General features: G+C 71.9%; 23 protein-coding genes and 1 other RNA gene. 16 read left to right on the forward strand and 8 right to left on the reverse strand.

Translation table 11 applies throughout. The features are described from left to right. Window position 1 precedes the first annotated feature (1 nt). Both SOM11_RS02725 and SOM11_RS02730 read left to right on the forward strand, forming a co-directional pair. Window positions 2-727, forward strand: a complete 726-nt coding sequence (locus tag SOM11_RS02725; protein ID WP_192060234.1) for a TetR/AcrR family transcriptional regulator — start codon at window positions 2-4, stop codon at window positions 725-727. A gap of 7 nt (window positions 728-734) precedes the next feature. Beyond that, entirely contained in the window at window positions 735-2501 is a 1767-nt protein-coding gene (locus tag SOM11_RS02730) for an MDR family MFS transporter (RefSeq protein WP_192060235.1), read from the forward strand. Here SOM11_RS02730 and SOM11_RS02735 read toward each other — a convergent pair. Then, window positions 2498-3433 carry a LysR family transcriptional regulator ArgP gene (locus SOM11_RS02735; protein WP_320477134.1) on the reverse strand — a complete coding sequence of 312 codons (936 nt, stop codon included), beginning with the start codon at window positions 3431-3433 and terminating at the stop codon, window positions 2498-2500. The genes SOM11_RS02730 and SOM11_RS02735 overlap by 4 nt on opposite strands. Before the next feature lie 69 nt (window positions 3434-3502). On the opposite strand from SOM11_RS02735, the gene SOM11_RS02740 reads away from it, so the two are divergent. Then, entirely contained in the window at window positions 3503-4162 is a 660-nt protein-coding gene (locus SOM11_RS02740; protein ID WP_320477135.1) for a LysE/ArgO family amino acid transporter, read from the forward strand. 793 nt (window positions 4163-4955) lie between these two features. Beyond that, window positions 4956-5447, forward strand: coding sequence for a hypothetical protein (locus SOM11_RS02745; protein WP_320477136.1), 492 nt, complete (start codon window positions 4956-4958; stop codon window positions 5445-5447). Between the two features lie 173 nt (window positions 5448-5620). Here SOM11_RS02745 and SOM11_RS02750 read toward each other — a convergent pair whose 3' ends face one another. The 3 genes from SOM11_RS02750 to SOM11_RS02760 form a co-directional block, all read right to left on the reverse strand. Then, entirely contained in the window at window positions 5621-6253 is a 633-nt protein-coding gene (locus SOM11_RS02750) for a Pr6Pr family membrane protein (protein WP_192060238.1), read from the reverse strand. A gap of 88 nt (window positions 6254-6341) precedes the next feature. Further along, a complete protein-coding gene (locus SOM11_RS02755) occupies window positions 6342-7373 on the reverse strand; it encodes a Gfo/Idh/MocA family oxidoreductase (protein ID WP_320477137.1) in 1032 nt (343 codons plus the stop codon). Between the two features lie 77 nt (window positions 7374-7450). Continuing rightward, the gene (locus SOM11_RS02760; RefSeq protein WP_243214054.1) at window positions 7451-8290 is read right to left on the reverse strand and encodes a helix-turn-helix transcriptional regulator; all 840 of its coding nucleotides are present in this window, start codon (window positions 8288-8290) and stop codon (window positions 7451-7453) included. A 126-nt stretch (window positions 8291-8416) separates the two neighbouring features. On the opposite strand from SOM11_RS02760, the gene SOM11_RS02765 reads away from it, so the two are divergent. The 3 genes from SOM11_RS02765 (at window position 8417) to SOM11_RS02775 (ending at window position 10237) form a co-directional block, all read left to right on the forward strand. Next, window positions 8417-9163, forward strand: a complete 747-nt coding sequence (locus tag SOM11_RS02765; RefSeq protein ID WP_320477138.1) for an SDR family oxidoreductase — start codon at window positions 8417-8419, stop codon at window positions 9161-9163. Window positions 9164-9243: 80 nt separating this feature from the next. Beyond that, window positions 9244-9477, forward strand: a complete 234-nt coding sequence (locus tag SOM11_RS02770; RefSeq protein ID WP_243214052.1) for a hypothetical protein — start codon at window positions 9244-9246, stop codon at window positions 9475-9477. 157 nt (window positions 9478-9634) lie between these two features. Then, a complete protein-coding gene (locus tag SOM11_RS02775; RefSeq protein ID WP_320477139.1) occupies window positions 9635-10237 on the forward strand; it encodes a GIY-YIG nuclease family protein in 603 nt (200 codons plus the stop codon). A gap of 58 nt (window positions 10238-10295) precedes the next feature. On the opposite strand, the gene SOM11_RS02780 is transcribed toward SOM11_RS02775, so the two are convergent. Further along, complete coding sequence (locus tag SOM11_RS02780; RefSeq protein WP_320477140.1) at window positions 10296-11330, reverse strand: hypothetical protein; 1035 nt, start codon at window positions 11328-11330, stop codon at window positions 10296-10298. Between the two features lie 81 nt (window positions 11331-11411). On the opposite strand from SOM11_RS02780, the gene SOM11_RS02785 reads away from it, so the two are divergent. The 5 genes from SOM11_RS02785 to rnpB all read left to right on the forward strand — a co-directional run bounded on the left by SOM11_RS02785 (window position 11412) and on the right by rnpB (window position 17504). Then, the gene (locus SOM11_RS02785; RefSeq protein ID WP_320477141.1) at window positions 11412-13853 is read left to right on the forward strand and encodes an excinuclease ABC subunit UvrA; all 2442 of its coding nucleotides are present in this window, start codon (window positions 11412-11414) and stop codon (window positions 13851-13853) included. A 110-nt stretch (window positions 13854-13963) separates the two neighbouring features. After that, entirely contained in the window at window positions 13964-15430 is a 1467-nt protein-coding gene (locus tag SOM11_RS02790; RefSeq protein WP_320477142.1) for a hypothetical protein, read from the forward strand. Window positions 15431-15439: 9 nt separating this feature from the next. Next, window positions 15440-16255, forward strand: coding sequence for a Nif3-like dinuclear metal center hexameric protein (locus tag SOM11_RS02795; protein WP_320477143.1), 816 nt, complete (start codon window positions 15440-15442; stop codon window positions 16253-16255). A 79-nt stretch (window positions 16256-16334) separates the two neighbouring features. Continuing rightward, window positions 16335-17075, forward strand: a complete 741-nt coding sequence (locus SOM11_RS02800; protein ID WP_243215311.1) for a zinc ribbon domain-containing protein — start codon at window positions 16335-16337, stop codon at window positions 17073-17075. A 47-nt stretch (window positions 17076-17122) separates the two neighbouring features. Further along, an RNA gene (gene rnpB / locus SOM11_RS02805) (RNase P RNA component class A) lies at window positions 17123-17504 on the forward strand. Window positions 17505-17848: 344 nt separating this feature from the next. Here rnpB and ppgK read toward each other — a convergent pair. Together ppgK and map are read right to left on the reverse strand one after the other, a co-directional pair. Then, window positions 17849-18610 carry a polyphosphate--glucose phosphotransferase gene (ppgK, locus tag SOM11_RS02810; protein ID WP_192060247.1) on the reverse strand — a complete coding sequence of 254 codons (762 nt, stop codon included), beginning with the start codon at window positions 18608-18610 and terminating at the stop codon, window positions 17849-17851. Between the two features lie 36 nt (window positions 18611-18646). Continuing rightward, the gene (gene map, locus SOM11_RS02815; protein ID WP_320477144.1) at window positions 18647-19510 is read right to left on the reverse strand and encodes a type I methionyl aminopeptidase; all 864 of its coding nucleotides are present in this window, start codon (window positions 19508-19510) and stop codon (window positions 18647-18649) included. Between the two features lie 78 nt (window positions 19511-19588). Between map and SOM11_RS02820 the strand changes: the two genes are divergently transcribed. The 4 genes from SOM11_RS02820 (at window position 19589) to SOM11_RS02835 (ending at window position 24304) form a co-directional block, all read left to right on the forward strand. Further along, entirely contained in the window at window positions 19589-19756 is a 168-nt protein-coding gene (locus SOM11_RS02820; RefSeq protein ID WP_320477145.1) for a hypothetical protein, read from the forward strand. 9 nt (window positions 19757-19765) lie between these two features. Beyond that, complete coding sequence (locus SOM11_RS02825) at window positions 19766-19936, forward strand: SPOR domain-containing protein (RefSeq protein ID WP_192060250.1); 171 nt, start codon at window positions 19766-19768, stop codon at window positions 19934-19936. 73 nt (window positions 19937-20009) lie between these two features. After that, window positions 20010-21347 (forward strand): glutamine synthetase family protein, encoded by a 1338-nt coding sequence (locus tag SOM11_RS02830; RefSeq protein ID WP_192060251.1) that lies wholly within the window; start codon window positions 20010-20012, stop codon window positions 21345-21347. An 11-nt stretch (window positions 21348-21358) separates the two neighbouring features. Then, entirely contained in the window at window positions 21359-24304 is a 2946-nt protein-coding gene (locus tag SOM11_RS02835; RefSeq protein ID WP_320477146.1) for a bifunctional [glutamine synthetase] adenylyltransferase/[glutamine synthetase]-adenylyl-L-tyrosine phosphorylase, read from the forward strand. A 140-nt stretch (window positions 24305-24444) separates the two neighbouring features. On the opposite strand, the gene glnA is transcribed toward SOM11_RS02835, so the two are convergent. After that, entirely contained in the window at window positions 24445-25869 is a 1425-nt protein-coding gene (gene glnA / locus SOM11_RS02840) for a type I glutamate--ammonia ligase (RefSeq protein ID WP_320477147.1), read from the reverse strand. Window positions 25870-25880 lie beyond the last annotated feature (11 nt).

Genomic DNA, 25880 nt, shown 5'->3' on the forward strand with positions numbered 1-25880 from the left:
GATGACCGACACGAGCACCGGGGCCGCCCCCGAGACGATCGGCAAGACGGCCCTCCGGCGGGTCCGCGTCCGTGCCGAGCTGATCGCCGAGGCCCGCCGACGGACGGCGGCCGACGGGCTGGCCGGCTTCACCCTCGACGAGCTGTGCGCCACCGTGGGCATCTCGCGTCGCACGTTCTTCAACCACTTCGCCTCGAAGGACGACGTCGTCGTGGGCACGGCCATCGACGACGACGACCACGCCCTCGAGGCGTACGCCGCCTCGTCACGCGACCCGCGCCTCCTGCCCCTCTCGTCCGTGTTCGACGACCTGTCGCGCCTGATCGTGGCCCGGATCGAGCAGGTCGGGCTGACACGCGAGCGCGCCGCGGCCTTCCGCGCCGTCCTCGAGCGCGAGCCCAGGCTCTTCGCCGCGATCATGCGCCAGGGCGACGAGCAGAAGCGCCGGGTGATCGCCGCCATCGCCCGCCACGAGGGGCTCCCGGTCGACGACCCGCGCGTCGACGCCGCGTTCACGCTCGCCACCGCGCTGACCCAGCGCGCCGTCGAGCAGTTCTTCTTCGAGCTCGACGCCCCGTCGCGCCGGTTCGACGACGTCCTCGCGAGCTGGTTCGACCTCGCCCGCGATCTGCTCGCCGTCTCGAGCACGACGGCCGCCGCGAGCCCCGCCGCGACCCCCATCACGACCCCCGCCATCACCGAACCGTCCGACCGAGAGGCCCGTTGAGTCGACCATGACCACGTCCACCACCGCCACCGCCACGAAGGGCGACGCGCCGTTCCTCCTCACCAAGAGGCGGATCTGGATCATCTTCGGCGCCCTCATCTCGGGCATGCTGCTCTCGAGCCTCGACCAGACCATCGTGTCGACCGCCATGCCGACCATCGTCGGCGAGCTCGGCGGCGTCGAGCACCAGGCCTGGATCACCACCGCCTACCTGCTCGCCACGACGATCGTCATGCCGATCTACGGCAAGTTCGGCGACGTGCTCGGTCGACGCAATCTGTTCCTGGCCGCCATCGCGATCTTCACGCTCGCCAGCATCGGCTGCGCCTTCGCCGACGACTTCTGGATGTTCGTGGTCTTCCGCGCCATCCAGGGGCTCGGCGGCGGCGGGCTCATGATCCTGTCGCAGGCGATCATCGCCGACATCGTGCCCGCCTCCGAGCGCGGCAGGTACCTCGGCCCGCTCGGTGCCGTCTTCGGCCTCTCGGCCATCGGCGGCCCGCTGCTCGGCGGCTTCTTCGTCGACCACCTCACGTGGCAGTGGGCGTTCTACATCAACATCCCGGTCGGCGTCGCCGCGTTCATCATCGCGTGGATGGCGCTCACCCTGCCCGGGAAGAAGGCCACCAAGCGGATCGACGTGCTCGGCGTCGTGCTGCTGTCGGCGGCGACCACGTGCCTCATCTTCTTCACCGAGTTCGGCGGTCAGGCCGACCACGGCTGGGGCGCCGGCGAGACCTGGCTCTGGGGCGCGGGCGTGCTCGTCGCCGTCGGGCTGTTCGTGTTCGTCGAGTCGCGGGCCGACGACCCGATCATCCCGCTGTCGTTCTTCCGCAACAAGGTGTTCGTGCTCGCCACGGGCATCGGCTTCGTGCTCGGCATCGGCATGTTCTCGGCGATCGCCTTCGTCCCGACGTTCCTGCAGATGTCGTCCGGCGCCTCCGCGGCGGTGTCGGGACTCCTGCTGCTGCCGATGATGGCGGGTCTGATCGGCACGTCGATCCTCTCGGGCAACCTGATCTCCAAGACCGGCCGATACCGCATCTTCCCGATCGTCGGCACGATCCTCACGGGCATCGCCATGCTGCTCTTCACGACTCTGACGGCCGACACCCCGCTGCCGCTGATCTGCGTGTTCCTGTTCGTCTTCGGCGCGGGGCTCGGCCTCATCATGCAGGTCGTGGTGCTCGTCGTGCAGAACTCGGTCGACGCCGCGAACGTCGGCACCGCGACCAGCACGAACAACTACTTCCGCGAGGTCGGGGCGGCGCTCGGCGTCGCGGTCTTCGGCGCCATGTTCACCAGCCGCCTGACCTCGAACCTGACGACGGTCTTCACCGACGCGGGGGCGTCGCCGAGCGACGCGTCGTCCGCGACGGCGACCCTCGACCCGGCCGCGCTCAACGAACTGCCCGAGGCCATCCGCCGCCTCGTCGTCGAGGCCTACGCCGACTCGCTCGCGCCGGTGTTCGCGTACCTGGTGCCGTTCATCGCGGTGGCGCTGATCCTGGCGCTGTTCCTGCCGCAGATCGCGCTGAGCGACGTGGCCGGGATGGTCGCGCGGGGCGAGGCCGTCTCGGGGGACGAAGCGGAGGAGCTGGAGGCGGCGAGCCGCGGTCGCTCGACACCTGCTCCGTCGGCCGCGACGTCCGCCGCGACCTCCGCCGCCGGCGAGTCGGCCACGGCCGCCGCGGTCGCGTCGGGTGCTCCCGTGGTGCCGCCGGCCGATGCGGATGCCGACACCGCGCCTCCTCGGGAGCCCCGCGGCGACTAGGCGCCGCTGCGTCCGGCGGGGCGCGGACCGCCCGACATCGGGTGCAGTCTGCGCCCCGCCGTCCGCAGGACCGCCTCCGTCACGGCGTCGAGCAGGGGCGACCCGAGCGTCCAGCGCTGCCAGAACAGCGTGACGTCGACGGGGGAGTCGGGGGCGAGCTCGACCAGACGGCCCGCCTCGATCTCGGGCCGCGCCTGCTCCTCGGGCAGCATGCTCCATCCGAGTCCGAGCACGGTCGCCCTCGCGAAGTCGGCCGAGGCGGGCACATGGTGGCGAGGCGCGCGGGCGTCTCGCCCGGTGACGCGTCGGACGAACTCGTGCTGCAGCGTGTCCGTCCGATCGAAGACGACCATCGGCACCCGGTCGACGATGTCCAGGTCGACTCGGCCGTCGAACCGGCGCTCGACGAAGGCGGGGCTCGCCACGGCGCGGTAGCGCATGACGCCGAGCGGTTCGACGACGCAGCCCTGCACGGGCGCCCGGGTCGCCGTGACCGCGGCCAGCACGTCGCCCGACCGGAGCAGCGCCGAGGTGTGCTCCTGGTCGGCGCGGCGGAGGTCGAACACCACCGGATGACTCGCCGCCACGTCCGCCAGCGCGTCGAGGAACCACGTCGCCGACGAATCGGCGTTGACCGCGATCGGCAGGGTGGACGGTCCGTGGTCGGTGCCCGCGCCTCCCAGCTCGGAGGCGACGTCGGCGGACAGCAGGTCGATCTGCCGGGCGAGACGGAGCACGACGTCCCCCGCCGGGGTCGTCGCGACCGGGCTCGTCCGTCGGAGGAGCACCGCGCCGGCCGCCGTCTCGAGCAGCTTGATGCGCTGCGAGACCGCCGACTGGGTCATGTGCAGCCGCTGAGCCGCCGCCTCGAACGTGCCCTCGTCGACGATCGTCCGCAGGGTGTCGAGCTGATCGAGGGTGAACCGGGCCATGAGCTGAGCTTATGCGCCATCGGAAACATGAGCTAGATAGATGCCGACGGGGCCCGTACCGTCGACGTCGTGCACCTAGAGACCAGCCTTCCGATCGCCCTCCTCGGCTTCGGCACCAGCCTCGCCCTCATCGTCGCCATCGGTGCGCAGAACGCGTACGTGCTGCGGGTCGGTCTGACCGGGGTGACCCGCGTGGTCGTGCCCGTCGTGGTGGTCTGCGCGGTCAGCGACGCCGTGCTGATCAGCGCCGGAGTGGCCGGCGTCGGCGCCCTCATCACGGCCGTGCCCGAGGTCGTCGTCGTGGTGCGACTCGTGGGTGCCGGGTTCCTCCTGGTGTACGCGGCGTTCGCGGCGGCCCGCGCGCTGCGGCCGGTGGGTGCGCTGGTCCCCGTCGCCGCCCCGGGCGGTGCTGACGGTCGCCAGCCGGTACAGACGGTCCGCGTCTCGACGGCCGTGCTGACGGCCCTCGCCTTCACCTGGTTGAACCCGCACACCTATCTCGACACGATCGTCTTCCTCGGTTCGGTGGCGAATCAGCAGCCGGGGGAGCTCCGCTGGTGGTTCGCGGCGGGTGCGGTGGTGGGCAGTCTCGTCTGGTTCTCGGCCCTGGGATTCGGCTCGCGCCTCCTGCGTCCCGTCTTCGCGAGGCCCGGGGCCTGGCGGGTGCTCGACGCCATCATCGCGGTGGTGATGACCGTGCTCGGTCTGCGCCTCCTCCTTGGCGCCTGACCCCGCCCCGCTCCGCCCCACTGGCTATGGGGTTGATGAGTCACAACACGCCGCGCCCCCGGACGCCCCCACGGCGTGTCGTGACTCATCGCCCGCCCCGACAGCCCGAGCCCGAGCCCCCGAGCCCGTGCCAGAGCCCCCGGGCCCGAGCCCCCGAGCTCCCGAGTCCAGGTCCAGGAGTCACGACACGCCGCGGTACCCTAAGCCCCGCGGCGTGTCGTGACTCCTCGTCGCCCCTGCTCGCCCCTGCTCGCCCCGGCTCACCCCTGCACAGAAGCCGCGCATCCCGTTCCCTGTACAGGTCGCCCCGAGCAACCCCCAGGCGCGGTGCCAGTAGCGCGACCCTGTCCGCATGCCTCCACCCGAGCCCCTGCCCGCCGCCCTCGTCGGCCGCCCGTTCTCAGTCACGGAAGGCCGGGCGCTCGGGATCGGCCTCGCTCGACTTCGGCGGAGCGACCTCGTGGCGCCGCACTGGGGCGTGCGCGCCTGGTCCACCGGCGTCGCACTCGACGATCGGTGTCGCGCGCTCGCCCCCGCCCTGGGCCACGGCACCGCGTTCAGCCACCTGACCGCCTTGGCCCTCTGGGGGCTGCCTCTCCCGCGAGGGCACGATCCCGCGCGGGGCCCGCTGCATGTCGTGTCCCCGCGAGGCAGACGTGTTCGGCGACCAGGAGTCGTCGGGCACACGGCGACGGCGGCACGCCTCGGACCCTCGGTCGATCTCAGGGGGCTGCCGGTCGTCGATCCCGTCACGGCGTGGTCGCAGTCCGCGGCCTCGATGACGCTGGACGACGTGGTCACGATCGCCGACGCCCTGATGGGGAGGTGGTCGACGCATCCGCAGGCGAGAGAGCTGGACCGGGAGGTGCTCTCGTCCGCGATCAGGGCAGGCGGTAGACGGCGCGGGGCGACGACGGCGCGTTCGGCGCTCGAGTTGGCGGTGCCGAATGTCTGGTCGCCTCGCGAGACCGACCTGCGACTGCTCCTCGTGCGTGCGGGGATCACCGGCTTGTCGGTCAATGAGCCCGTCCACGACTCCGACGGGCGGCTCATCGGGTACGTCGACGTCGCTCATCTCGGGGCCAAGGTCGCGCTCGAATACCAGGGAGACCACCACCGCACCGATCGCTTCACGTACCGCGACGACATACGGCGCCGCGAGGCGTTCGAGGACGCCGGCTGGCGGCAGGTCCAGGCGACGGACGACGATCTGGGACCTCTCGCCGACGCCTTCGTAGCTCGCGTCAGGCGCCTGATAACCGAGCGCGGGGTCGATGAGTCATGACACGCCGCGGCTCCAAGAGTCCTGCGGCGTGTCTCGACTCATCGACCGGACTGCGAGCGCCCAGCCCCCAGCCCCCACCCTCCATGAGTCGCAACACGCCGCGCCCGCAGACGGACCCGCGGCGTGTTCCGACTCATCGACCCCTCACGGGCCCCGAGGAGGCGCGGGTCGACTCAGCCGCGCCGCGTCGACTTCCAGAGACGGCCGGCCAGGCGCCCCACCGCGACGAGGGCGAACGACAGCGCGATGAGGGCGAGCAGCAGCACCCCGACGTAGATCGCCACGCCACCCGCGCCGCCCTGGGCCGCCGGGTCGTAGAACGGGTACGGGTAGAAGCCGATGAGGGCCCCGCGCACGATCGTGTAGACGCTGTAGACCACCGGGGTCACGAGGCCGACCAGGGCGGCCGACCAGGGGAGTCGTCGACCGGCCGGCAGCACGAGCCAGTCGATCAGCGCGGCCACGGGCACGAGCATGTGCACGACCACGTTCACCCACGGGATGACTCCGCCCCCGACGCCGGCGAGCAGCAGGTTGAAGACGAGACCGACGAACACCATGTTGACGACGTTGACGAGTCGAACGGTGTCCCAGGCGCGACTGCCGGGTCTCCGTCGCAGGGTGCGCACCGCCCCGACGGTGAAGACGACCACGGCGAACAGATTGCTGAGGTTCGTGTAGTACGAGAAGAAGTTGACGATGCCGTAGTCGTTCGTCAGGGTGACGCCGAACTGCGTGCCGACGGCCGCGAGGCCGAGCACGGCGAGGACGAGTCGGAAGGGGACCATCAGCCGGGCGCGCGTCATGGCGACAGCCTACTGAGCGGCGCTCCGGTCGCCGCTCCCGACCCGGAGCCGCCGATGCCGTCGAGGAGGCGCGCCCGGCCGCTCCCGTTCAGACGTCGTCGACGACGGTCAAGGAGGCGCGGGCCGCCTCGATCGTCGACAGGATCGACCTCGAGTCGGCCAGCGAGTGCAGGGGCGAGTCGCGGAGCCCGGCGTCGACGAAAGAGGCGAGCGCCGCGGCCTGGTAGGCGAGCCCCTCGCGTCCGGTCGGCACGGACGGGTCATCCCAGATCGCCGTGCCGCTCGCCGTGGTGAGCTCGAACGAGGTCGGGAAGACGAGGTTCCGCAGGGTGCGGAGCGACCCGCCCGACCCCAGCACGGCTCCGATGCCCGGCGATGTGGCCCGCAGGCTCGTGGCCGCCGTCGCGAGCACCCCGTCGGCCGTGCGCGTGACGACGGCCGCGTCGAGGTCGACGCCGTCGGCTCGTGTCGACCCCGAGGCCCGTCGTTCGACGGGGTGGCCGGTGGCGAACTGGGTGAACCAGAACGCGTACACGCCGATGTCGAGCAGCGCCCCGCCGCCGAGGGCGGGGTCGGTCATGCGGCCGGGCGCCGAGAGGTCGTTCGCCCACGCGACGTCGGCCGTCGCGAGACGCACGTCGCCGATCGCGCCGTCGGCGAGGAGGCGCGCCATCACCGTCGTGTGGGGCAGGTAGCGCGTCCAGAGCGCCTCCATGGCGAGCACCCCGGCGTCGCTCGCGGCGGCCCCGATGAGGTCGGCCTCCGCCGGAGTCGTCGCGAGCGGCTTCTCGATCAGCACGTGCTTGCCGGCGGCGATGGCGATCAGCGCGTCGGGCAGGTGCCGGGTGTGAGGAGTCGCGACGTAGACGACGTCGACGTCGGGGGAGGCCGCCATCGCCTCCGCGCTGTCGAAGGCGGACCCGACGCCGTGTGCTCGGGCGAACGCCTCGGCCCGATCCAGGCTGCGCGACGCGACGGCCACCACCCGCTGATCGGTGTGAGCATGCAGGGCGTCGGTGAAGTCGCCGGCGATCTCGCCGGGGCCGATGACCCCCCAGCGCAGAGTCGGCCCCCCGCGGAGGGGCGTGTGCGTCGCAGTGGGGAACGCTGGTGCGGGCATGGCTGCTCCTCGGGGTCACGTCGTCGTGCGCCCATCATGCCGTGCCCCGCGCCGTCGCCGGCGGACGCCCCGCCTCCTCACTCCACGAAGCGCTGGCTGCCGATCACACCGAGCAGTCGCAGCTTCTCGGCGTCCGGCGACCCGGGGCGAGCGGTCAGGACGAGCAGGGTCTGCGACTGATCCTCCGTGAAGAGCGCCTGGCAGTCGACCTCGATGAGCCCGAGCTCGGGGTGCACGAGGGTCTTGCGGTCGTCGAAGCGCTGGTGGACCTCGTGCCGCCGCCACAGCGCGGCGAACTCGTCGCTCGCGTCCAGCAGCGCCTCCACGAGCTCGCGGGGTCGGCCGCCGCCGCCCGCCATGCTCAGGGCGGCACGCAGACCCGACGCCTGCAGCGCGAGCTGGTGCTCATGGTCGTCGGCGGGGTAGGAGGCGCGCTCGGCCGGATCGGTGAACCACCGGTAGAACGCGCTGCGGGCCAGCCCCTCGTGCCGACGCTGATCGCCGAGCAGGGCCACCGCGAGCGGGTTCTGCGCCAACGTCTCGGCGAGGTCGCTCAGCACGAGCGCCGGGGTGTCGTCGAGCCGGTCGAGCACCCGCAGCAGGGCCGGGCTGACGTGCTCCCCGCCCCTGGTGCGACGCGGCGGATGGTGCCCGGTCAGCCGGTAGAGGTGGTCGCGCTCGTCCAGACCGAGGCGCAGCCCGCGGGTCAGGGCGATCAGCATCTGCTCGGACGGCTGGGGCCCGCGCTGCTGCTCCAACCGGGCGTAGTAGTCGGTCGACATGCCGACCAGCGCGGCGACCTCCTCCCGACGGAGACCGGCGGTGCGCCGACGCTCTCCGTCGGGCAGACCGACGTCGGACGGGCGGAGCGACTCGCGTCGGTGACGGAGGAAGTCGGCGAGCTCGGCACGGTCCATGCCGCCATGCTGTCAGCCCCGGTGGCGCCCGACCAGGGAGCGTCGATCCCTGGACAGGCGCGCTCTGCCGCGCCGCGCCTCCTCGGGTGAGGGTGGTGTCACATCCACCCCGAGAAGGAGCACCTCATGAAGATCAGCGGCAACACCGTGTTCATCCCCGGCGGCACGTCGGGCATCGGTCTGGGGCTGGCGCTCCGGCTGCAGGCGGCGGGCAACACCGTCGTCGTGGCGGGCCGCCGTGCCGCGCTGCTCGACGAGATCGTGCGCGACCACCCCGGCATCGAGTCGATCGTGCTCGACACCACCGACCCCGAGGCCGTGGTCGCGGTCTCGCGCGAGGTGCAGCGGCGCTGGCCCGAGACGAACGTCGTCGTCGCGATGGCCGGCATCATGCTGCCGGAGGACGTCACGACCGCCGCGTTCGTCGAGACGGCCGAGGCGACGGTCACGACCAATCTGCTCGGGCCCATCCGACTGCTCGCCGCCTGGACCGTGCATCTGCAGGCGCGACCAGCGGCGGCGTTCGTCACGGTGTCGTCGGGGCTCGCGAGCGTGCCCCTGCCGATGACGCCGACCTACAACGCGACGAAGGCGGCGATCCACTCGCTGAGCGAGGGCATCCGCGTCCAGTTCGCCGACACGTCGGTGCAGATCGTCGAGCTCGTGCCGCCGGCGGTGCAGACCACCCTGCTCGGTCAGCAGGACGACCCCTCGGCCATGCCGCTCGACGAGTACCTCGACGAGACGATGATGCTGCTCGAGTCGCAGCCCGAGGCCCACGAGATCCTCGTCGAGCGGGTCGGGTTCCTCCGTCATGCCGAGGCCGAGGGGCGCTACGCCGATGTGCTCGCGTTGCTGAGCGGCGTGCACTGAGCGGCACGCACTGAGCGGTGTGCGCGGAGCGGTGTGCACGGATCGGCACGCCCACCGGGCGGCACCCGTAGTCTGTCGGCATGAGCGGATGGGGCGAATGGGGCACGGTGGTGCTCGCGGTGGTGGCCGTGGCCGTCTACGCGGCGATCGTGCTGAGCATCGTGCGGGCCGTCCGGCGACGAGCCGACACGACGCCGCTCGAGCAGACCATCTGGACCATCGCCGTCGTGCTGTTCCCGATCGGCGCCGGGGCCGTCTGGCTGCTGCTCGGGCCGCACCCGCTCGGCCTCCGCGTCGACCGAGAGCTCGACTGACCGCTCGGCCGGGAGCTCGACTGACCGCTCGGCCGGGAGCTCGACTGACCGCTCGACCGCGAGCTCGACCGGCAGCTCGACCGCGACCCCGACCGCGACCCCGATCGGCGCGCGGCCCCGGCTGCCGACTGTCGGTGGCCCCGCCTACCGTGCCGACATGGACACCTCCGAGCTCGGACCCGTCGACACCTGCCGAGGAGGCGCGGGTCGACCCGCCGAGGCAGCCTGCGATCACCCCGTGGTCGCAGGCAGCCCCGTCGCCCTCTGCGAGCGCCATCTCGTCGTCGCGACCGAGTGGGCGGCGGCCCGCGCCGCCGTCGTCGACGGCGCGACCGACCTCCTGCCCTCGCCCTGCGCGGCCTGCGGGTCGCGGCTCGGCGTGCACTGGCCGTCGGGGTGGCTCTGCGCCGTGTGCGAGTGGCGGCAGGGCGACGTGCCCGACCGCGACCTCGCGCCTCCTCGGGTCGACGTCGTGTACTACATCCGCTTCGACGACCGGATCAAGATCGGCACGACGGCCAACCCCCGGCAGCGTCTCGGGCGCCTCTGGCATCACGAGGTCCTCGCGTTCGAGCGCGGCGACCGGGGTGTCGAGCGCCGTCGCCACGAGCAGTTCGGGGCCTGGCGGTTCGGACGCACCGAGTGGTTCGCCGTCAACGAGGTGCTCGACGTGCACGTGGCGACCCTCGCCGCCGGCACAGACGACCCGTGGAGTCGACACGCCCGCTGGACGAGCGAGGCGCTCGCGCTGCAGGGCTGAGACGCGCAGGGCTGAGACGCTGCAGGGCTGAGACGCGCAGGGCTGAGGCGCGCAGGAGTCACCCCCTCAGGTAGGCGTCGACGAACAGCGACCCGCGGATGACCCGCAGCTCGTCGAGCAGTCTCGGCACCGTCTGGCGGGTGAACCCCGACAGCTCCAGATCGTGGGGGCCGAGCATCGGCAACCTGCCCGTCCTCAGCCGGACGACCTGCCAGCCCGCCGCCCGCAGCGCCGCGTCCTTGCGGCGGTCGGCGACCTCGCGCCGGCCGACGTGCTCGAGTCCGTGCCGGCCGGTGGAGTCGTACTCGATCGCGACCCGCAGCTCGGAGAGGACGATGTCGGGCCACACCTCGACGTGGTCGAAGAACGGCCGACCCACGCGCACGGCGTTCAGTCCCGGTTCGAACTCGAGCCGGGCGGTCAGCTCGGCCCGCAGCTCGGCCTCCACCGCCGAGGCCGGTCTCGGCGCGCAGACGCTGACGAACGGGGTGCCGGTCGGCACGGCGGGGGTCTTGTCGCAGATCGGCTGGGAGGCGCGGGTGGGCTTCGCCCGTCGAACCGCGGTCGGGCGCACCGGCGGATCGGCGCGCACCGGCGGATCCGAACGCACGGGCGGATCCGGACGCACGGGGGGAGCGGGGCGCACGGGCGCGAGCTCGGCCGGCGGCGGCCCCGCCGTCTGCGCGACGCGAGGCGACCCGACCACCGGCGCCGCGCCTCCCAGGCTCGCCGCCTGCTCCCGTACGGCGGCTGCCGGTGCCATCGGCGGTCGCATCGGCAGAGCCCGCGGCTTCGCCTGCTCGCTGCAGTCGGGGCACCACGACGAGCGGCGCCGTTCGCGCCCCGGTCGGTTCCGCTGCTCGTCGGGAGTGGCCACGAACAGGTGCCCGGCGTCGCACAGCCAGCAGAGGTACACGTCGGCGGCGGGCGGGATCTGACTGAGCACGATGCCGCCGTTGTGCTCGGGTCGGTACTGCCGCACGAGCACCGGGAACGACGCCCACGCCTCGCGGTACGTTCCCACCGCGTAGGGCACGGCGAGCCCGCGCGACGTCCGCCGTCGCGCCCACCAGCTGTCGATCGGCTCAGGCACGCTGCCACGCTAGAAGCGACCACCGACATCCGAGGGCACGCCGGTGGCCCCCCGCCGCCGTGCACCTCTACCATCGACCGGATGCCCGACACCGCGCCTCCCGACCTGCCCCGCTCCGAGATCGACGTGCACGCGCGGGGCTTCGTCAGGGTCCGCGGCGCCCGCGAGAACAACCTGCGGGCGGTCGACGTCGACGTGCCGCGCGACAGCATCGTGGCCTTCACGGGCGTCTCCGGCTCGGGCAAGTCGTCGCTCGCGTTCGGCACGATCTACGCCGAGGCGCAGCGCAGGTTCTTCGAGTCCGTCGCCCCTTATGCGCGTCGACTGATCGCGCAGGGCGGGTCGCCCCACGTCGACGAGATCACCGGCCTGCCCCCGGCCGTCGCCCTGCAGCAGCGCCGCGGGGCCCCGAGCTCGAGGTCGACCGTCGGCACCGTCACCACCCTCTCGAACTCGATGCGCATGCTGTTCTCGCGGGCGGGCACCTACCCCGCGGGCGCGGCGCGCCTCGAGTCGGACTCGTTCTCGCCCAACACCGCCGCCGGGGCCTGTCCTCGCTGCCACGGGCTGGGCGTCGCCCACGAGGTCACCGAGGCCTCAGCGGTGCACGATCCCGGTCTGAGCATTCGCGACGGGGCCATCACCGCCTGGCCGGGGGCGTGGCAGGGCAAGAACCTCCGCGACGTGACGGCCGGGCTCGGATACGACATCGACCGCCCGTGGCGCGAGCTGCCGCAGGCCGACCGCGACTGGCTGCTCTACACCGAGGAGCAGCCCGTCGTCGAGGTCGTCCCGCAGCGCGATCGTGTCGCCAAGCCGTACAAGGGCCGGTTCTGGAGCGCCCGGGCGTTCGTGCTGCACACCCTCGCCGACTCGCAGAGCGAGACCCAGCGGACCAAGGTGCTGCGCTTCGTCGAGAGCGGACCCTGCACGCTCTGCGGCGGCAGCGGTCTCACGCGCGCGGCCCTCGCCGTCACGTTCGCCGGTCGCACGATCGCCGATCTGAACGCGCTGCCCCTGGCCGAGCTGGGCGAGGTGCTGCGCCCGACCGCGACCCTGACGTCGGCGACGGCGGCCGTGTCGAACGCGTCCTCCGGCGAGGTCACCGAGGTCGCCGTGACCCTGGCCGCCGACCTCCTGGCCCGCACGGCCGTCCTCGACGGTCTCGGGCTCGGCTATCTCAGCCTCGGGCGCGCCACCCCGACGCTCTCGCCCGGCGAGATGCAGCGCCTGCGCATCGCCACGCAGCTGCGCTCCGGTCTCTTCGGCGTGGTCTACGTGCTCGACGAGCCGAGCGCGGGTCTGCATCCGGCCGACGCCGAACCGCTGGTCGCCGTGCTCGAGGAACTGCGCGAGAGCGGCAACTCGGTCTTCGTCGTCGAGCACGACATGAGCATCGTCCGTCGCGCCGACTGGGTCGTCGACGTCGGACCGGGTGCCGGCAGCGAAGGAGGCGCGGTGCTCTACAGCGGCCCGGTCGCCGGCCTCGCCGGGGTCGACCGCTCGGTGACGCGGAGGTTCCTCGACCCGGCGCCCGATCCCGCGTCCAGGGCGCGCCCGCGGCGTGAGCCCACCGGGGTCCTGGCGCTGCGAGGCGTGTCGCGGCACAACCTGCAGGGCGTCGACGTCGACGTGCCGCGCGGCGTCCTCACGGCGGTGACCGGCGTGTCCGGCTCCGGCAAGTCGACGCTGGTCGGCGGCGTCCTCGCCGAGACGGCGGTCGACCACGAGGGCGTGGATCGCGTGGTGCAGGTGGATCAGCGTCCGATCGGTCGCACGCCGCGCTCGAACCTGGCGACGTACACCGGGCTGTTCGACGCGGTGCGCTCGGTCTTCGCGGCGACCGACGAGGCGCGGGCCCGCGGCTACACGGCGGGGCGCTTCTCGTTCAATGTGGTGGGCGGCCGGTGCGAGGTCTGCCAGGGCGAGGGGGCCGTCTCGGTCGAGCTGCTCTTCCTCCCGGGCAGCTACGCGCCGTGCCCCGAGTGCCACGGCGCCCGGTACAACGCCGAGACCCTCGAGGTGACCTGGAACGGGCGCAGCATCGCCGAGGTCCTCGCGATGACCGTCACGGAGGCCGCCGCGTTCCTCGGCGAGGTGCCGGCCGCCTCCCGCGCCCTCGAGACCCTGCTGCAGGTGGGGCTCGGCTACCTGCGCCTCGGGCAGCCGGCGACCGAGCTCTCCGGCGGCGAGGCGCAGCGCATCAAGCTGGCGACCGAGCTGCAGCGCGCCCGCACGGGTCACACCCTGTATCTGCTCGACGAGCCGACCACGGGTCTCCACCCCGCCGACGTCGAACTGCTCGTGGCGCAGCTGCAGGGGCTGGTCGACGCGGGCAACACGGTGGTGGTCGTCGAGCATCACATGGGCGTCGTGGCGGCCTCCGATCACGTGGTCGACATGGGTCCGGCGGGCGGCGACGCCGGCGGCCGGGTCGTCGCGGTCGGCACCCCGGAGGAGGTCGCCGCCTCGTCCGAGAGCCGCACCGCCCCCTACCTCGCCGAGGCGATCGCCGGGCGCTGAGCGCTTCGTCGCCCGCGGGGGCCGCGCCGCGCCTTCTGCGGAACGCTTTTGTCCCGGTCGGCCCGGCGAGCCGCTCGGATATCACGCTCCCGCGGACGTACCATCCACGCATGACCGAGAATGCGAACCTGCTGTGGACGGCCGCCGACGCGCCTCCCGAGGGCGATCCGCATCGGTTCCGCTCGTCGTTCGTCGAGCCCACCCCCACCCCGGCGCCGTTCACGACGCCGACCCCGCAGGAGCTCCACCCCGTGTCCCAGACAGTCCTCCCGGAGGCGCGCGAGAGCATCGCCCCGCGCCCCGCCTCGATCCCCACCCACCGTGCCGACGTGCCCGCGCCGACCGTCGTCGAGAACGACGTGGCCGACTCCCGTCCGGCCAGCGCGCCCCGGCACTCCGTCGCCACCTCGGCGATCACCATCCCCGTCTTCGCCGTGCCCGTCGGCCCCGACCTGCCCCAGCCGCCCGAGCGCGTGACTCTCGACGACGACGTGCTCGCACGGCTGGTCACCAGGCGGTTCGACGACACCGCCACCGTCGACCTGATGGCCGTCGTCCAGGCCCAGATGCTCGCGCGACGTGCCGAGGCGGCCCGATTCGCCCGGTGGGAGAACGAGATCAGCCGAGTCGGGACGGACGAGGCGGCACTCGTGCTCGAGCGCACCCGTCTGCGTTTCACCGGCGTCATCGACGTCATCGGAGGAGGCGCGGGTGCAGCAGGTGCGCCGGGTGCCGCCGCACCGGTCGCCCCCGATCTCGACGACAGCGACACCAACCTGATCCCGATCGTCACCCCGGAGGAGGTCGCGGCCGATCTGGCCGCCCGCCAGGAGACCGCCCGCATCGCCGAGCGCGAGCGGCTGGCCGCCGAGTCGACGGGGGAGACGGCGGTCGCCGCCGCTGCCACCACCTCGACCGGCTCCGCTCCGGCCGTCGTCCCGCCGTCGCCCGTCGTCGGCACCTCCGACGTCGCCTCCTCGTCCGAGGTCGCCTCAACCGGTGCCGTCGCCTCCACAGGTGCCGTCGCCTCCACAGGTGCGGTCGCCTCCACCTCCGATGCGGCCGCCGCCTCCGACACCCCCGCCGTCGCCCCGTCCGCCGCGGGCGAAGGCCGTCTGGCGACCCTCCGGGCGTCGATCACCCGGGCCAACCCCGTGCTGACGATCTCGGCCGGTGCCGTCGTCGTCGTGATCGCGCTCACCCTCGTGCTCGCTCTGGTCGCGGGGGAGTCGCTCGGCACGGCCGTCGTCGCCACCCTGGCCGTCCCGCTGATCGGCGCCCTCACAGCCTTCGTCGGAGTCGTCGCGGTCTCGCGCCGCGCCGGCGACGCCGGGCTCGTCGACCGCCGCGGCCCGATCGCCGTCGTCGCGGCCGTCGTGATCGCCGCGGCGCTCGGCTTCGGCATCCTGTCGCCGGCGGCCGCCGCGCTCGGCTGGCAGGGCTACCTCGTCTCCGGCGTCGGCGCATCCGGCCCCGCCGCCGGGGTCGCCGTGGTGCTGGCGCTGCTCGTCGCCGCAGTGTCGGCGCTCGTGGTCGCCGTGCTGCTCACCGGGGTCCGCCGCTCCGCTCGCGACTAGGCTGACGGGGTGTCCACCCTCGCGTCCGTCTCCGCCGTCATCGAACGTCTCTGGCCCCTCAGCGGCGCCGAGTCGTGGGACTCCCCAGGTCTCGTCGTCGGCGATCCCGAGCGGCCGGTGACGCACATCCACCTGGCCGTCGACGCCGTGCTCGACACCGCCGACGAGGCCATCGCCCAGGGCGCGGACCTCCTGCTCGTCCATCACCCGCTGCTCTTCCGAGGTGCGCGCACGGTGTCCGAAGACACGACGAAGGGCGCGGTGATCGCTCGGCTGATCCGAGCCGACTGCGCTCTGGTCGCCGCCCACACGAACGCCGACGTGGTCGAGACCGGCACCTCGAGGGTGCTCGCCCACCAGATCGGTCTCCTCGACCAGCGGCCGATCACGGCGGGCGGCAGCGAGACGACCGGGCTCGGCGTCGTCGGCCGGCTGTCCGAGCCGATCCCGCTGGTGGCCCTCGCGACGCGACTCCGCGACGTGCTGCCGCCCACCGCCTCCGGCATCCGGGTCGCCGGTCACGCCGAGCATCTCGTCCAGACCGTCGCGCTCTGCGCCGGCGCGGGCGATTCGCTGCTCGACGACCCGGCCGTCCGCGCGGCCGACGTCTACATCACCAGCGACCTGCGTCACCACCCCGCCTCCGACGCCCGAGAGCTCATGCTCCTCGGTCGCGGCCCGGCCCTGGTCGACATCTCGCACTGGGCGGCCGAATGGCTGTGGCTCGACACGGCCGCCGCCCAGCTCCGCGAGGCCCTCGACGACGTCGAGGTCACGCTGAGCGATTTGCGGACCGACCCGTGGGACTTCGCCGTCGTCCAGTGACGCCGACCCGCCCGCCGGCACCGCGCCTCCTCGGCACCTCCATCCCAGACCATCTGCACCGACACGAAGAAGGCCACGCATGCCGTTGACCGCCAGCCCCGACGACCAGGCCCTGCTGCTCGATCTCCAGAAGCTCGACACGACCCTGCAGCAGCTCGCCCACCGGGCGCGCAACCTCCCCGAGACCGCCGTCCTCGCCACGATCGACGGCGACGCCTCGCGACTGCGCAGCCGACTCGCCTCCGAGCAGGGCGCCCTCGAAGACGCCGAGGTCGAGCTGAAGCGCATCGAGTCCGACGTCGCCGTGGTGCAGGCACGGGTCGCGCGTGACCAGCAGCGTCTCGCGTCGACGTCGTCGGTCAAAGACGTCCAGGCGCTCGAGGGCGAGCTGGCGGCGCTCTCGAAGCGGACCTCCGACCTCGAAGATCTGCAGATGGACGTCATGGAGCGCGTCGAGAGCCTCGGCGCCGTCGCCCGACTGACCCAGAGCGAGCTCGACCAGATCGACGGTCGGCGCGACGAGGCGACCACGTCGCGCGACGAGTCGCTGGCCGGTCTCGAGCGCGAGCGCGTTCAGGTGGCCGCCGACCGCGACACCATCGCCGCGCGCGTGCCCGCCGACCTCCTGGCCCTCTACGAGCGCCAGCGCGAGCGCTACGGCGTCGGGGCGTCGCTGCTGCGCGGTGGCGTGTCGAGCGCCAGCGGGGTCACTCTCACCGGCAGCGACCTCGCCGCCGTCCGGGCCGCGTCGGCGTACGACGTGCTGCTCTGCCCCGACAGCGACGCCGTGCTGGTGCGCACGCAGGAGTCCGGTATCTGACCCGAGGGCCACGACGGCCGCGGTCGCCGCTAGGCTGGGTGCGCGAATGGGTCGGCAAGACGGTCGCGTCGGCACGGGTCCGCCCGTGCCGCCGAGGAACGTCCGGGCTCCACAGAGCAGGGCGGTGGGTAACACCCACCCGGGGTGACCCGCGAGACAGTGCAACAGAGAGCAGACCGCCACGGTCGTCGCCGCGAGGCGCGACCGGGGTAAGGGTGAAACGGTGGTGTAAGAGACCACCAGCGGTTCGGGTGACCGACCGGCTAGGTAAACCTCGCCCGGAGCAAGGTCAGACAGAGGGCGTCGAGGTTGCTCGCCGAGTCCTCGGGTAGACCGCTGGAGGGCTGCGGCAACGTAGTCCCGAGAGAGATGGCCGTCCACGGTGCGAGAGCATCGAGACAGAACCCGGCGTAGCAGCCGGCCCATTCGCACCACGTGACATGCCCTGCTGCAGGAGGCGCGCCTCCTGCAGCAGGGCATCGTCGCGTCCGGCCCGGCTGCCCGCACCGCCCTGACTGTCGGTGCTGGTCGCGACCCGACGTGTGTGCAGATCGCGACCGGTCAGCCGGTGCTTCGTGTGCAGATCGCGACCGCTCAGCCGGTGCTCCGTGTGCCGAACCCGACCTGAGGCCCGCGACACGCCGTCTGCACGCGAACGTGAGCGGCGTGCCGACCTCCCCTGGTCGCGAATTGCACACCCGGGGAGGGCGGGTCGGGAGGCGCCGGGCGGAAGGCGCGCCCCGGGAGGCGCGGGTCGCGAGGCGCGCCCCGGCTCAGGCCGCGGGGTGGGACGACGCGGCGAGGGCCGCGGCGCCCATGATGCCCGCGTTGTTGCGGAGCGTCGCCGGCACGATCTCGGCGCGGAGGTCGAGCAGTGGCAGGAACTCGGCGTGGTGCTTCGAGACGCCGCCGCCGACGATGATCAGGCGCGGGTAGAGCAGCGCCTCGAGGTGCGAGTAGTACTTCTGCAGGCGCTTCGCCCAGTGCTTCCAGGTGAGGTCGTCGCGCTCCTTGGCGGCGAACGAGGCCTTCGTCTCGTAGTCCTTGCCGCCGATCTCGAGGTGCCCGAGCTCGGCGTTGACGATCAGGACGCCGTCGTTGATGAGCGCCGTGCCGATGCCGGTGCCGAGGGTCGTCATGATGACCAGCCCCTTGACGTCGCGGGCCGCACCGAAGCGCGTCTCGGCGTAGCCGGCGGCGTCGGCGTCGTTGACGAAGTGGATGTCGCGGCCGAGGGTCTCCTCGAAGAGCTTCTCGGCCTCGAAGCCGATCCACCTCTTCGAGACGTTCGCGGCCGAGAGGGTCGTGCCGTCCATGATCGCGGCGGGGAAGCACACGCCGACGGGCATCGAGTCGTCGTCGACCCCGAGCTCGTCGACGATCTGCTTGACGACCGCGACGATGTCGTCGGGCTCGCCGCCCTCGGGGGTCGGCTTCTTGATCCGGTCGGTGAGCAGCTCTCCCGACTCGAGATCGACGATCGCCCCCTTGATGCCGGTGCCGCCGATGTCGATGCCCACTGCCTTCTGTGCCACGGGTGGGTCCTTCCTAGAGGGGTCGAGAGGTGAGCGTCAGCTCAGGGTGAGGATGTCGGCACCGCGTTCGGTGACGACCAGGGTGTGCTCGAACTGGGCCGTGAGGCTCTTGTCGCGCGTGGTGACCGTCCAGTCGTCCGACCAGACGTCTGCCTCGATGCCGCCGAGGGTGAGCATCGGCTCGATCGTGAAGACCATGCCGACCTCCATGACGTCGTCGAACTGGGGCGCGTCGTAGTGGGGGATGATCAGGCCCGAGTGGAACGCGCGCCCGACGCCGTGCCCCGTGTAGTCGCGGACGACGCCGTAGCCGAAGCGCTTGGCGTACGACTCGATGGCGCGGCCGATCACATTGACCTCGCGGCCGGGGGCCACCGCCTTGATGCCCCGGCGGAGGGCCTCGCGGGTGCGCTCGACGAGGTCGACCGTCTCGGGTGCGCCCTCGCCGACGATGAACGTGCGGTTGAGATCGCCGTGCACCCCGTTCGCGAAGGCGGTGATGTCGATGTTGATCAGATCGCCCTCGACCAGCTCGGTGTCGTCGGGGATGCCGTGGCAGACGACCTCGTTCACCGAGGTGCAGACCGACTTGGGGAACCCCCGATAGCCGAGCGTCGACGGGTAGGCGTCGTGCGAGACGACGAACTCGTGCGCGATGCGGTCGAGCTCGTCGGTGGTGACGCCGGGGCGGAGGGCCGCCTCGACGGCGTCGATGGCCTGCGACGCGATGCGACCGCTCGCACGGATCAGCTCGACCGTCTCGGCGTCGTAGACGTCGCCGCCCGTGTAGGGGGCCGGCCCCTTCTTGCCCACGTACTCGGGGCGGGGGATGGACGCGGGGACCGGACGCTGCGCTGAGACCCGGCCCGGAGTCAGGGTTCCGTTGCTGTCCCGGGGCATGGGGTCAAGCTTAGGGGGAGTGTCCGACGACGGGGCGCCTCCTTGCCGTCCCGCGCCCGACACGCGAGAATCGACGGCATGGTCGCCATCGTCATCGCCCTCATGGTCGTGGGCTCACTCGTCATCATCGCCGGCATCCTCGTGATGCTGCTGTCGCCGGTCGTCTCGGCGCTCCTCGCCCGACGCGCGGGTACGGCGGCCGGGCCGCGGCCGCAGGTCCGACCGCGGTCGGTCGGCGGGCGGTAGCCTCCACGCATGTCAGAGTTCTGGTTCAACACGAAGACGCACGAGGTCGAAGAGGGCAAGGTCTCGCCCGCGATCGACCGCGCCGGCCCCTACGCCACCCGCGAGGAGGCGGCGAAGGCGATCGAGACCATCAAGGCCCGCAACGCCCGACTCGACGCCGAAGAGGCCGCAGACGACTGATCGCCGTCGGCCCGGCGCCCCTCGCGACACCCGGCTCGTCCAGTAGCCTGGACGCCGAGCAGAAAGGCCGTGAATGGACAAGCAGAGAGACTTCGTTCTTCGAACGATCGAAGAGCGCGGCATCAAGTTCATCCGCCTCTGGTTCACCGACGTGATCGGCACCCTCAAGTCGGTGGCCATCGCCCCGGCCGAGGTCGAGGGCGCATTCGCCGAGGGCATCGGGTTCGACGGCTCCGCCATCGAGGGTCTCACCCGGTCGTACGAGGCAGACGTGCTCGCGCAGCCCGATCCGACCACGTTCCAGATCCTGCCCTGGCGGGGCGAGATCGACCCCACGGCGCGGATGTTCTGCGACATCACGACACCCGACGGCCAGCCCGCCGTCGCCGACCCCCGCAACGTCCTGAAGCGCACGCTGGCCCGCGCAGGAGACCGCGGCTTCACGTTCTACACGCACCCCGAGGTCGAGTTCTACCTCCTGAAGAGCGCCCAGATCGGCGAGCAGGGGCCGCAGCCCGTCGACTCGGCCGGTTACTTCGACAACGTCCCCGGGGGCACGGCGCACGACTTCAGGCGTCGCTCGGTCCGCATGCTCGAAGACCTCGGCATCTCGGTCGAGTTCAGCCACCACGAGGCGGGCCCCGGTCAGAACGAGATCGACCTCCGTTACGCCGACGCCCTGACGACGGCGGACAACATCATGACCTTCCGCACGGTCATCAAAGAGGTCGCCATCGAGCAGGGCGTCTACGCGACGTTCATGCCGAAGCCCTTCAGCCAGCACCCCGGTTCGGGAATGCACACCCACATGTCGCTCTTCGAGGGCGACTCGAACGCCTTCTACGAGGCGGGTGCCGAGTACCAGCTCTCGACCATCGGGCGTCAGTTCATCGCCGGTCTGCTCAAGCACGCTCCCGAGATCACGGCCGTGACGAACCAGTTCGTCAACAGCTACAAGCGTCTCTGGGGTGGCGACGAGGCCCCGAGCTTCGTCACCTGGGGGCACAACAACCGCTCCGCTCTGGTGCGCGTCCCGCTCTACAAGCCCAACAAGGGCAACTCGAGCCGGGTCGAGTACCGTGCGATCGACTCGGCGGCGAATCCGTACCTCGCCTTCTCGCTCATGCTGGCCGCCGGTCTCAAGGGCATCGAAGAGGGCTACGAGCTGCCCGCCGAGGCGGAGGACAACGTCTGGGGCATGAGCGACGCCGAGCGTCGCGCCCTCGGCTACAAGCAGCTCCCCGCCAGCCTCGACCACGCGCTGTCGATCATGGAGGACAGCGAGCTCGTCGCCGAGACCCTGGGCGAGCAGGTCTTCAACTACGTCCTGCTCAACAAGCGTCAGGAGTGGAAGGCCTACCGGGCACAGGTGACGCCGTTCGAGCTCAGCTCGAACCTCGAGATCCTCTGAGCCCACGACAGATGCCCCGTCCCGCCGCAGCTCTCTCCGAGCTGGCCCGACTGGGCTTCGCCGAGCTCGGCGAGGCGCGTGACCGCCTCGCCGAGCTCTCGTCGCGGGTCCCCGCGGTGGCCGAGCTGCTGCCCGCCTTCGCGAGCAGCGCCGACCCCGATTCCGCCCTGCTGCAGCTCGAACGTCTGGTCGACCGTGACAGGTCGGCGGTCGAGTCGCTGCTGACCGACGGCTACGGGCCCCGTCTCGTCGTCGTGCTGGGCGCCTCCTCGGGGCTCGGCGACTTCGTCGTGCGTCGCCCCGCCGAGCTCGAGGCGCTCCGCGATCCGCTCGTGCAGCCGCCGTCGGTGGGCGAGTACACCGCCGACCTGCTCGAGTCCGTCGGCGAGCGGGTCGGCGACGAGGCGCGTGTGGCCCTCAGGGTCCGCTATCGGCGGCACCTGCTGCGACTCGCGTCGTTCGACCTCGACTCGCCCGACCCGCTGGCGGTCCTGCCGGTCGTCGCCACCGCCCTCGCCGATCTCGCGGGTGCGGCGCTCGACGCGGGTCTCGCCGTCGCCCGTCGCGAGGTGGCGTTCCCCGCGGAGGACGTCGACCGCACCCGACTGGCCATCATCGGGATGGGCAAGGCGGGGGCGCGCGAGCTCAACTACCTGAGCGACGTGGACGTCGTCTACGTGGCCGAAGGCGCCGACGGCCTCGAGAACGGCCGCGCGGTCGAGATCGCCACCCGCCTGGCCGTGCACACCGTCCGTGTCGTCTCCGAGCTGTCCCTCGAGACCGAGCTCTGGGAGGTCGACGCGAACCTCCGACCGGAGGGCCAGGCCGGGGCGCTGGTCCGCACCCTCGAGTCGCACGTCGCCTACTACGAGCGGTGGGCGAAGGGGTGGGAGTTCCAGGCGCTGCTCAAGGCCCGGCCCCTCGCCGGCGACACCGAGCTGGGCGACCGGTACGTCGAACGCGTCGCGCCCTTCGTCTGGGCCGCCGCGTCGCGGGAGAACTTCGTCGAGTCGGTGCAGCGGATGCGCGAGCGCGTGACCGACCTGATCCCCGCCGACGAGGTCGACCGGCAGCTGAAGCTGGGCCCCGGGGGTCTCCGCGACATCGAGTTCACCATCCAGCTCCTCCAGCTCGTGCACGGTCAGGCCGACGACGGGGTGCGTCAGCGCGCGACTCTCGACGCGCTCGGGGCGCTGGCCCGTCGAGGATACGTCGGTCGCGCCGAGGCCGCCGAGTTCGACCGCGACTACCGCCTCCTGCGCCTCCTCGAGCACCGCATCCAGCTGTCCCGGCTGCGGCGCACCCACCTCATGCCGGTCGACGAGGGGGCGCTGCGCGTGCTCGCCCGCTCGTCGAGGCTGGGCGCCACGGCGGCCGAGCTGGTGACGACCTGGCACGACGTGCGTCGTCGCGTCCGCACCCTGCACGAGCGGCTCTTCTACCGGCCGCTGCTCTCGGCCGTCGCGGCGCGTCCCGAAGAGGAGCTCGCGCTCAGCAGCGACCAGGCGGCGGCGCGGCTCGCGGTGATCGGCTTCGTCGACCCTCGGGGTGCGCTCGGACACATCGCCGCGCTGACCGCGGGGGTGTCAAGACGGGCGAGCATCCAGCGCCACCTGCTGCCGGCGATGCTGCAGTGGTTCGCCGACGGCACCGACCCCGACCTCGGTCTGCTGGCCTTCCGGCGGTTGAGCGACGGCCTGGGCGAGTCGTACTGGTTCCTCCGCATGCTCCGCGACTCCTCCGGCGCGGCCCACCGGCTCACCACCGTGCTCTCGAGCTCCCGCTTCGTCGCCGATCTGCTCGACCGGATCCCCGAGGCGGCGGCCTGGTTCGAGAACGACCACGAGCTGCGGCCCCGACCCCTCGCCAGCCTGCTCGACGAGGCGCGGGCGACCGTCGCCCGGCACTCCTCCGTCGACGCCGCGGCGGCCGTGCTGCGGCAGTCCCGTCGGCGCGAGATCCTCCGTCTCGCCATGGGCGGCATCCTCGGCCTGCTGAGCATCGACGAGCTCGCTCGCGGACTCTCGGCGGTGACGACGGCCGCCATCTCGGGCACGCTCGCCCTCGCTCGCCGCGACGCCGGCGACCTCGAGTTCGCCGTCATCGCGATGGGTCGCTACGGCGGTGAAGAGCTGGGCTTCGGCTCGGACGCCGACGTCCTCTACGTCTACCGGGCCGAGGGAGACGACGGCACCGCGCACCGGCGTGCCCTGGCCGTGGTCGCCGAGCTGAACCGTCTGACCTCCGACGCCCTCGTCCCGCTCGACCTCGACACCGGGCTCCGCCCCGAGGGCAAGAACGGCACCGTCGCGCGCTCATTGTCGTCGTATCGCGCCTACTACGCGCGCTGGTCGCTCACCTGGGAGGCCCAGTCGCTGCTGCGTGCGCGCCCGGTCGCCGGCGACGAGGGTCTGGCGGCCGAGTTCATGGCCGTCGCCGACGGTGTCCGGTACCCGGAGGCCATATCCGACCAGGAGGTGCGCGAGGTCAAGCGCATCAAGGCCCGTGTCGAGGCGGAGCGGCTCCCGAAGGGCGCCGAGCCGTCCCGTCACCTCAAGCTCGGGCGCGGATCGCTCAGCGACGTCGAGTGGTACGTGCAACTCCTCCAGCTGCAGCATGCGCACGACACCCCGGGTCTGCGGACGCCGTCGACGCTGGAGGCGCTGGCAGCGGCCGCCGAGGCGGGTCTGCTGTCGAGCGACGACGCTCAGAAGCTGCGGGACGCCTGGACCATCGCCTCCCGGGCTCGCTCCGCCGTCGTGCTGTGGACGTCACGGACGTCCGACGTCCTGCCGACCGACCGGCGCCTCCTCGAGGGGGTCGCCCGGCTCATGGAGTACCCACCGGGCTCGGCGACCCGGCTCGAAGAGGACTACCTCGCGGCGACCAGGCGGTCGCGGGCCGTCTTCGAACGCGGCTTCTACGGTCTCGACGAGACTCCCGAGCCCACCGGCTGAGTCCCGCTCGGCTGTCTGCCCCGCTCGGCCCTGCGCGAGCCCGCCCGAGCCCGCTCGAGTGCGCCGTCCTCCGACCGGCTCTGAACGGCACGAGGCCCGCACCCCGAGAAGGGGAGCGGGCCTCGTGCGGTGCTCGGAGGTCAGACGCCGAAGTACAGCTCGAACTCGAACGGGTGGGGACGCTGCGCCATGGGCAGGATCTCCTTCTCGCGCTTGTAGGCGATCCAGGTCTCGATGAGGTCTTCCGTGAAGACGTTGCCCTTGGTGAGGAACTCGTGGTCGGCCTCGAGCGCGTCGAGCGCACCGTCGAGCGACGCGGGCACCTGGGGGATGCCCTTCGCCTCTTCCGGGGGCAGCTCGTAGAGGTCCTTGTCGACCGGCTCGTGCGGCTCGATGCGGTTCTGGATGCCGTCGAGGCCGGCCATCAGCTGAGCCGCGAACGCGAGGTACGGGTTCGAGGCGGCGTCGGGGACGCGGAACTCGATGCGCTTGGCCTTCGGATTCGTGCCGGTGATCGGGATGCGGATCGCGGCCGAGCGGTTGCCCGCCGAGTACACGAGGTTGACGGGGGCCTCGAAGCCGGGGATCAGACGGTGGTACGAGTTGATCGACGGGTTCGTGAAGGCCAGGACGGCGGGGGCGTGCTTGAGCAGGCCGCCGATGTACCAGCGGGCGAGGTCGGAGAGACCGCCGTAGCCGTTCTCGTCGTAGAACAGGGGATTGCCGTCGCTCCACAGCGACTGGTGCGTGTGCATGCCCGAGCCGTTGTCGCCGAAGAGGGGCTTGGGCATGAAGGTCGCGACCTTGCCCCACATCTCGGCGGTGTTCTTGACGATGTACTTGAACTTCAGGATGTCGTCGGCCGCGTGGACCATCGTGTCGAACTTGTAGTTGATCTCCTGCTGACCGCCGGTGCCCACCTCGTGGTGCGCGCGCTCGAGCTCGAGGCCGGCGTCGATCAGCCGCAGGCTGATGTCGTCGCGGAGGTCGGCGGTCTTGTCGACCGGGCTGACCGGGAAGTACCCACCCTTGTAGGCCGTCTTGTTGGCGAGGTTGCCGCCTTCTTCGACGCGACCGGTGTTCCAGGCGCCCTCTTCGCTGTCGACGCTGTAGAAGCTGGCGTTCTGCTTCACCTCGTAGCGGACGTCGTCGAAGATGTAGAACTCGGCTTCGGGGGCGAAGAACGCCGTGTCCGCGATGCCCGTCGATGCAAGGTACTTCTCGGCCTTCTTGGCCACCTGACGCGGGTCGCGGCTGTAGAGCTCGCCGTTGCGCGGGTTGAAGATGTCGAAGACGAGGATGAGCGTGCGCTCGGCACGGAACGGGTCGACGTATCCGGTCGTGACGTCGGGGATGAGCTGCATGTCCGACTCGTGGATGGAGGCGAAGCCACGGATGGACGATCCGTCGAAGAGCTGCCCTACGGAGAAGAACTCCTCGTCGACCGTGGAGGCGGGGATGTTGAAGTGCTGCTGGACACCGGGAAGATCGGTGAAGCGGATGTCAAGGAACTTGACGTCGGTGTCCTTGATGAACTTCAGCACCTCGGAAGAATCAGTGAACATACGAGATGTCT

This window comes from Frigoribacterium sp. CFBP9029, assembly GCF_034045305.1.
Lineage (GTDB): Bacteria > Actinomycetota > Actinomycetes > Actinomycetales > Microbacteriaceae > Frigoribacterium.